This is a genomic window from Candidatus Electronema sp. PJ (genome assembly GCF_048287395.1).
GTDB lineage: Bacteria > Desulfobacterota > Desulfobulbia > Desulfobulbales > Desulfobulbaceae > Electronema.
In genome coordinates, this window is the sequence record NZ_JBLWEO010000083.1 from 23,696 (window position 1) to 31,175 (window position 7,480).

The window sequence follows — 7,480 nt, forward strand, 5'->3', positions numbered from 1 at the left end:
ATGGTACGTTCCCTCCAACGTATATAAGTCCGACCGACTTATACACGTATGTCCCTCGGACATACGTACGTTGGAGAAAAACTGGATCCTACGTTTGAGACTTCCTCGAACGTACGTTCCAGCATGTCTCGAACGAGTGTTTGAGGATTCCTCAAACGTACGTTTGACTTTTTCTCGAACGCTCGTTTGAGATTTTCTCAAACGTACGATCTAGTTTCCCGCCTCTGTTCTTGACAAACCGGGCTAGGCTCCGTATGCTGGTGGAGCAGGTCTTTTATCCCCTCGCATCAGCATCTTAACGCCCAGAGAAGAGCAATCTCCATCATTGGCAGACTTGAAATAACGTTCCTTCAAGAAAGTTGCATACATGAAAATCATCGCCCCGTCGTTTACTGTCCTTGATCATCTTGATCAGCAGAGCCTTGCTGTCCGCATCGAATATTGCGGGCGGATATGTTATAAGAGCGAAGATCGCATCACGCATGAATCGGCCCTGCCATTTGTTGAGAAGATGGCCGAGCATGGTCACAACTCGGTGCTAGAAATGGGCGTAGTCACGCTGGAGGTCTGCGCAGAGGCAAGCGCGATCTATGAGCTTTTCCTTTGCCAGCCCAAATATTTGCACATCAGCCGCGAAGAGAACCGCCTGCTGATTACTGGCAGCATCCGAGCCTTCCGGGAAATGCTGATGTTCCATCCAGACTGCGCTGTTATCCGGGCAACCTGTGCCTTGCTCAATGACCGCCACCCATATTTTTTCAGCAATATCCTGCCTGAAGGTGGGCTTGCCGCTGTGCCGTCGATCCTCGTGCGTAAGGTACCGCTTGAGGAAGTGGAGCGGTTGCCCATGAGAGAGCGTGCCAAACACCGGTACCTTGCGGTCAAGTTTGTTGTCAACCGCGCCGTGACCCACGAGATTGTCCGGCACCGCGTATGCAGTTTTTTGCAAGAGTCACAACGGTATTGCCGCTACAGCGACGACAAGTTTGGCAGCGAAGTGACCTTCATTAAGCCGATGTTTTGGGAAGAAGGCAGCGCGGAATATGCCATCTGGCAGCAGGCCATGCAGGAAACAGAACAGCTCTATCTGCGCCTACTCGAAACCTCGACAGCCCAAGCAGCACGGACAGTGCTGCCTAATTCGTGTAAGACCGAGATTATCGTCTATGCTAATCTGGAGCAGTGGCGACATATCTTCAAACTGCGCTGTTCTAAAGCGGCAGAGCCGTCTATGCGGGAAGTGATGGTGCCGCTAAGGGAGGAGTTTCAGCGGCGGTTTCCTGGCGTGTTTGTCTGATCATTGCCCAGTGGAACGGGGAATCAATCTCTTTATGTTATAATGGAGTAACGGTTAGAAATGAGTGCTGCAAAAAAGATGCTGGCCTTGGCCGAAAAGTCTTCCTGGATCCGCAAAATGTTCGAGGAAGGTGCTCGGATGAAGGCGAAGTTCGGGCCGGAGAATGTGTTTGATTTCAGCCTTGGTAACCCGGATGTGCCGCCGCCGCGACAATTTTACCGGGTGCTGACTGAGTTAGTCCAAGCAACTCAGCCTGGAATGCACGCCTACATGCCCAACAGTGGTTATCCCCACGTGCGGGAGGCCGTAGCAGCCCGGCTGGCACAGGAGCAGGAGGTGGCCATCAGTGCAGGCGATGTCCTCATGACCTGCGGGGCTGCGGGTGCCTTGAATGTGGCGATGAAGGCACTGCTCGATTCTGGTGATGAGGTCATTATTATTAGCCCCTTCTTTGTCGAATATACCTTTTATATTGACAATCACGGCGGGGTTGCCAAAATCGTGCCTGCGGATGCGGAATTCAACCTCGATCTTCCAGCCATTGAAGCGGCTTTACAGGACAAGACCAAGGCTGTGCTGATCAATAGTCCTAACAACCCAACAGGTCAGGTGTACAGCGCAGAATCGCTTGCTGCCCTGGGTAGGCTTTTGGCTAGCGGGGGCGAGCAGTTTGGGCACCCCGTTTACCTGATCGCTGATGAGCCGTACCGCAAAATTATCTATGATGGCGTGGCAGTACCTTCAGTCATGACCGCGACCGTCAATTCTATTGTGGTGTCCTCGTATTCAAAGGACTTGTCTTTGCCCGGCGAGCGTATTGGCTATTTAGCTGTGCATCCTGAGATGCCGGACAAGGTTGCCTTGCTCAATGCCATGACTTTGGCCAATCGGATCCTTGGCTTTGTCAACGCCCCCGCCCTCATGCAGCGGGCTGTCGCCCAGCTTCAGGATGTGAGCGCGGACATCTCCATTTATGCCAAGCGGCGCGACCTGTTCTGCAAGATTTTAGATGAGGCGGGCTTTGAGTATGTCCGGCCTAAAGGGGCGTTTTATCTCTTCCCTAAAACCCCGATTGATGATGTGGAGTTCTGTCAGCTGCTGCTGCAAGAAAAGATCCTGGCCGTTCCTGGACAAGGCTTTGGCAGACCAGGCTATATTCGCCTGGCCTTCTGTGTCGAAGAGGAGATCATCAGCAAAGCAAGCGAGGGCTTCAAAAGGGTGATGCTATCTCTGCGTCGGCAATGATGCTTTGGCCTGGGAGAAAGTTCCGTTCTGAGTGTGGGAAAACACCCCATGCTCCATCTTGAAGAGAACGTTTTCCCAGGCGCAAAGAAAAAAGAGGTATCGGCGACAGAAATAGGACTATTCCTCCTTTTGGCCACCGCATACCTCTCTTGTTCAATCTCTTTCCGGCCTGACTGCCTCTTGCTCTTCAGCCCGCATTGCCAGCGCATCCTCCAGAATGGCACTGACCTCGTTGGCAGCCCGCTGCATGGCTTCATCGCGGTAATGGGCGTACCGCTGGGTCATCTGCGGACTTTTGTGCGTCATCAGCTTTTGCAATGTGAACATGTCCACCTTGCCGCTACTGGCCAGCATGGTGGCATATACATGTCGCAGCCCATGTAATGGCCGGAAATCTGCGGGCAACCCAGCTGTATCCCTAATCGCCCTGACCTCCTTGGCAATGTCGTTGCGCTGGCCACCACCTTGGGCCGGGAAAACATATTCACCGCCCTGCTTCGCGAGGGATTGGAACAAAGCACTTGCGCTGTTGTTGAGCGGAATCTTCTGACTCTTCCCACCTTTTGGCTCCCGGATATGGATGAAGCCCCGCTCGAAATCTATATCATCCCATTTCAGCTTGAATAGCTCGCCCCGGCGCATACCAGTATATAATACGAGCCGCATCATGTTAGCCGCTGGAACGCACGTGCTTGTCTCCATCGCTTTAAAGAGCCTCCGCATCTGCTCTGGGGTCAAGTCTTCGGTCTTGATGTTGTCAACAGAGGGCATGTCAATCTTGAAGGACAGGGGGGCAGTCCAGCCTAGCCCGCAGCCGTAATTCACAATCCTCTTCAGCAGAGTTAGAACATGCTTCACCGTCTGTGGTGCAAGGGTTTTCAGCAGGTTTGTTCGTAGTCGGTCAATGTCCAGCTTAGTAAGCTCGTGCGGCTCTTTGCTACCAAAGAGTTGCTTCAGGTATTTTGCATATCTGCCAGCATCACTTTGGGTTGACCGGCTGTCAGGTAAGCAAGCGCGGTAGGCTTCCCACAGATGCGCCACTGTTCGCCGTTGACTGATCTCTTCATCAGCGGCCTTGCGTCTGTCGCGATTACTTTGCTGTTTGCCTTCGATTTTATCTGAGCGGATGCCTGCGGCTTTAACAGGAGTCATGTTGTCCTGGTACTGGCGGCCTGCCTTTTCTTCAACCAATTTTCCGTCTTTTCTGTAGCGGATATAGTAGATCCGCTCCGTCTTTTTCCCGTTGGCTGCCATGCCCTCAATGTAGAACACCCCGGCATAGTTTGTTTTATACCGTTTCATGCTTGCCATGATTCATTTCTCCCAGTACATTTCTAGCTTAGCTTCAAGCTAATGGCCTCTTGCTCCCCACCCTATTCCCCACGATAGCCGTAACTATACTGGTAAATAAGAGAGAAGTCGATACCATGAAGGATTCCTTTGTAACCGGACAGCGAATTCACAAGCTGCAAGCATCGTTGCGGAGCCGCAATCTTGATGCCATTCTGATCACTGAGCCGGCAAACCGGCGGTATCTCAGCGGCTATACCCCTGTTGATCACGACATCCAGGAAAGCTCTGGTATCCTGCTGATCCCCAAAAAAGGCAGTCCCTGGTTGCTGACTGACTCCCGCTTTGAGCTGCAAGCCAAGGAGGAGGCCGTAAGTTTCACGGTCGAGCTGTACCGGAAAGGGATGTCTGTCTTGCTTAAAACACTGCTACCTTCTCTAGGGATAAAGCGATTGGCTTTTGAGAGCCATTATTTTCTTCATTCTGCGGTTGGCAGACTTGGAGAGGTACTGGGGAAAAGCGTGGACCTGGTGCCGCTCACTGGTTTGATTGAACGGATGCGGGTGATTAAGAGTGAGGAGGAAATCCGTCTGCTGAAACAGTCTGTCCTGCGCAACGAGCAGGTGTTTCAGCAGGTGCGCAGCATGATCGCGCCAGGCATGACCGAGATCGACATCGCCTTAACCATTGAGCGCACCATGCGGGAGCTAGGCGCAGAGCGGCCCAGCTTTGAGACCATCGTCGCCTTCGGCTCTAATGCCGCCAAGCCCCATGCTGTGCCGTCAAACCGGGTGCTGAAGGAGAACGAGCTGGTTCTCATCGACATGGGCCTGGTGTTGCAAGGCTATTGCTCCGATATGACCCGTACCTTTTTTCTTGGCGAACCAGACAGCATGTTTCTTGAACGGCTGCGAACCGTGCGCCGGGCACAGCTTGCTGCGACCAAGGCAATCCGAGCCGGTGCCGTCTGTCGAGCAGTGGATCAGGCGGCCCGGCAAATCATTGCCAATGCAGGCTACGGCAGCTATTTCGGCCACGGTCTTGGGCACGGAGTCGGTCTCGCTGTGCATGAGTCGCCGCGCCTCAGTGCGCGTAGCCGAAAACAGCTGCAAGCCGGGATGATCGTCACTATTGAACCGGGCATCTATCTGCCTAGCTGGGGTGGTATTCGGCTAGAGAATATGGCCGTTGTCCGCGAGGAAGGCTGCGAGCTGTTGAATGAGGATATCAGCGGTTTGGATCTGTAGTTCAACCTAGAAATGCAACTAAACTACTGTTGCAGTTTATCCGCAAAGGTCTTTTGTTAAGCCGCAAAAAGTTGTTGCTTAACAAAAGATCTTTGTTGTTTGGCAACCAAGAGTTGTTGTTTCGCCGCAACCTTCTTCTGCTTGGCAACAAGAGGTTTATGCCGAGCCAAAGAAGGTTGTTGCTAAACAAGAGAAGGTTGTTATTTGGCAAGAACCTTCTCTTGCCGAGCTGAAACCTTTTGTTGCTCGGCAACAACTCTTCTTTGCCGAACAACAACCCTTTGTCAGCTAACTGTTGCCCCTTATAACGGGATCACAACTATCTTTGGCTTTGCCGGACAGCCTTTGGAGTTGACAGGGGTGTTGGCTGAGGTATCCGGGCATTCGTCGCTTGCGTCAGGAACTCCGTCTCCATCCGTGTCAACACATGAATATGGAGAGTCTGACACCTCGACTTCATCGGTAAACTGTGCCGACACTCCATCGCGATTGTCGGTGGCGGTCAGTTTGATCGTATATGTTCCGGCAGCGGCGTAAGTATGCGAAGGATTCTGCTCCGTCGAGGTTTCTCCATCGCCGAAATCCCAGCTCCATGACGCTATGGTGCCGTCCTGGTCAAAGCTGCGGTCGGTGAAATCAACCTTGAGGCCAGTAGCAGCGGAATTGAACAGTGCGGTTGGAAGAATATTGTCGTCTGGAATGCAAACTAGCGCATCATGAAGATTAACCCGGCCATGCTTTGTCCAAACGAGGAAATTTTGCCCAAGAGCACCAGTTTGTTGTGCAGTTGTTTCGATACACTCCCGCACTTTCGCGTTGGTTGGATTTTGAATATAGCTCCACACCATCGCCGCAATGCCGGACACTACTGGTGTCGCCATAGAAGTGCCGGATTTCCAGTCATAGCAATCCGTGTCTCCGCTGCAATATAATGCAGGAACTGCCGCAAAAATAGTTCCTTTTCCGTCAATCATAGAAAGTGCACCTCCGGGGGCGGCGACGGAGACCCAATCTTTATTGAAAGTGGAAAAGGATGAAAGGTTGTCATAATGATCTGTGGCGGCAACACTGATGACACTGGAATATCCAGCAGGATACTGCACGATCATGTCGGAGTTGTTTCCTGCTCCAGCCACCAGAACAGCACCTTTGCCCCATGCGTAATCAACAGCATTTCTAATTACTGCTGAATCTTCTGGGCCAGCAATGCTCATGTTAATGACCTGATAGCCATGATCAGCAGCGTAAACGATGGCCTCTGCAAGATCAACATCTTGGCAATCGGCACCGTAGTAACCTGGTATAATTTCCACTTCAGCGCAAACTTTAAGCGAACCAATTCTTGGCTCCCATGCTACTCCGGCCGTTCCAATGCCGTTATCTGTTTTAGCTGCGGCGATGGAGGCGACATGGGTTCCATGTCCAACGAAGTCAGTAGCATTGGGACTGGAAGAAAAATTTACTTGTTCGACACATTTGCCATTAAGATCAGGATGTGAGCATTCAACCCCGCTGTCGAGTATGGCTATTTTGACATCAGAGCTGCCATGAGTAAGTCCCCAACCTTCTGGCGCATCAATGTCCGCATCTGGGATTCCCCAGTAGGCAGGAGCAACGCATACATATTCAAAGGTGTTTGGATCAATCGAGCAGACCGCGCCGAATCCCTGTCCGGTGTTATGCAGGTGCCATTGTTCAGTAAAGTTGTTGGGAACGTTATACGGTGCAGGTAGGCTTCCTTCAGTTGTGGTCAGGGTGCGCCGGTAATTCGGTTCGGCAAACGCCACTTTGGGATTTTTCTTGTAGGCTTTGATGGCATCTGCCATTTTACCGTCCGGCACTTCCACCAGTTCAATGCCGAGCCGATTCAGTTTTTTAAGAACCTTGGCACCCGTCTTACTGTGCGATGCGCCAATATCAACTGCTGAAATACCAGGTTTGAAGGACACCAGAACTTGATTTGGGACAGGATCGAGTTTTTTCAGCTTCTTCTCTTTTTCGGAAGACTGTCTTGGTTTGCTTACTACTGCTGAGGCATCTGAGCACAGAAACAGTGCTGTGCAGAATGCAGCTCCGGCAGCTGACAATTTCCATTTTTTCATAATTCAATCTCCCTAACTTTTTCGTTTGGCAGCGTGGAATGTAACATGTTGTTGCGTTACCATATATTCAACTGCAATGCAATATTTTTGTTTTCCTGCTCTCGATAACCTTTCTTCGGCTGCCGAGGCTGGCTGGAGCCTGTTATGTACTTTGAGTCATATAGCTGTAGCGATATAAAAAGATCATATTATATCGTTCTGAAAAAGCTCCTCAACCGAGCATCGATATTTTTTCCTGAGAACTTTTGCCTGCGCCCATTTATGCTCAATCGGATTAAGATCAGGAGAGTAAGGTGGCA

Annotated in this window: 5 protein-coding genes; 3 read left to right on the plus strand and 2 right to left on the minus strand. The window is 51.4% G+C overall.

What is annotated here, in order from left to right; all coding sequences use genetic code 11:
* Positions 1-367: 367 nt before the first annotated feature.
* Entirely contained in the window at positions 368-1,297 is a 930-nt protein-coding gene (locus tag ACNKIB_RS13605; RefSeq protein ID WP_417911113.1) for an FAD-dependent thymidylate synthase, read from the plus strand.
* A gap of 60 nt (positions 1,298-1,357) precedes the next feature.
* Positions 1,358-2,542: a pyridoxal phosphate-dependent aminotransferase gene (locus ACNKIB_RS13610; protein WP_417911114.1), complete on the plus strand. Its 1,185-nt coding sequence runs from the start codon at positions 1,358-1,360 to the stop codon at positions 2,540-2,542.
* 153 nt (positions 2,543-2,695) lie between these two features.
* On the opposite strand, the gene ACNKIB_RS13615 is transcribed toward ACNKIB_RS13610, so the two are convergent.
* Positions 2,696-3,853 (minus strand): tyrosine-type recombinase/integrase, encoded by a 1,158-nt coding sequence (locus ACNKIB_RS13615; RefSeq protein WP_417911115.1) that lies wholly within the window; start codon positions 3,851-3,853, stop codon positions 2,696-2,698.
* 116 nt (positions 3,854-3,969) lie between these two features.
* Between ACNKIB_RS13615 and ACNKIB_RS13620 the strand changes: the two genes are divergently transcribed.
* The gene (locus tag ACNKIB_RS13620; RefSeq protein ID WP_417911116.1) at positions 3,970-5,079 is read left to right on the plus strand and encodes a M24 family metallopeptidase; all 1,110 of its coding nucleotides are present in this window, start codon (positions 3,970-3,972) and stop codon (positions 5,077-5,079) included.
* 302 nt (positions 5,080-5,381) lie between these two features.
* Here the strand turns inward: ACNKIB_RS13620 and ACNKIB_RS13625 are convergent, their stop codons facing one another.
* Complete coding sequence (locus ACNKIB_RS13625; protein WP_417911117.1) at positions 5,382-7,181, minus strand: S8 family serine peptidase; 1,800 nt, start codon at positions 7,179-7,181, stop codon at positions 5,382-5,384.
* Positions 7,182-7,480: the final 299 nt, after the last annotated feature.

Excerpts from the sequence above, each read along its gene's own strand:
- ACNKIB_RS13620 (WP_417911116.1), top strand. The coding sequence starts at position 3,970 with ATGAAGGATTCCTTTGTAACCGGACAGCGAATTCACAAGCTGCAAGCA.
- ACNKIB_RS13625 (WP_417911117.1), bottom strand. The coding sequence starts at position 7,181 with ATGAAAAAATGGAAATTGTCAGCTGCCGGAGCTGCATTCTGCACAGCA.
- ACNKIB_RS13605 (WP_417911113.1), top strand. The coding sequence starts at position 368 with ATGAAAATCATCGCCCCGTCGTTTACTGTCCTTGATCATCTTGATCAG.
- ACNKIB_RS13610 (WP_417911114.1), top strand. The coding sequence starts at position 1,358 with ATGAGTGCTGCAAAAAAGATGCTGGCCTTGGCCGAAAAGTCTTCCTGG.
- ACNKIB_RS13615 (WP_417911115.1), bottom strand. The coding sequence starts at position 3,853 with ATGGCAAGCATGAAACGGTATAAAACAAACTATGCCGGGGTGTTCTAC.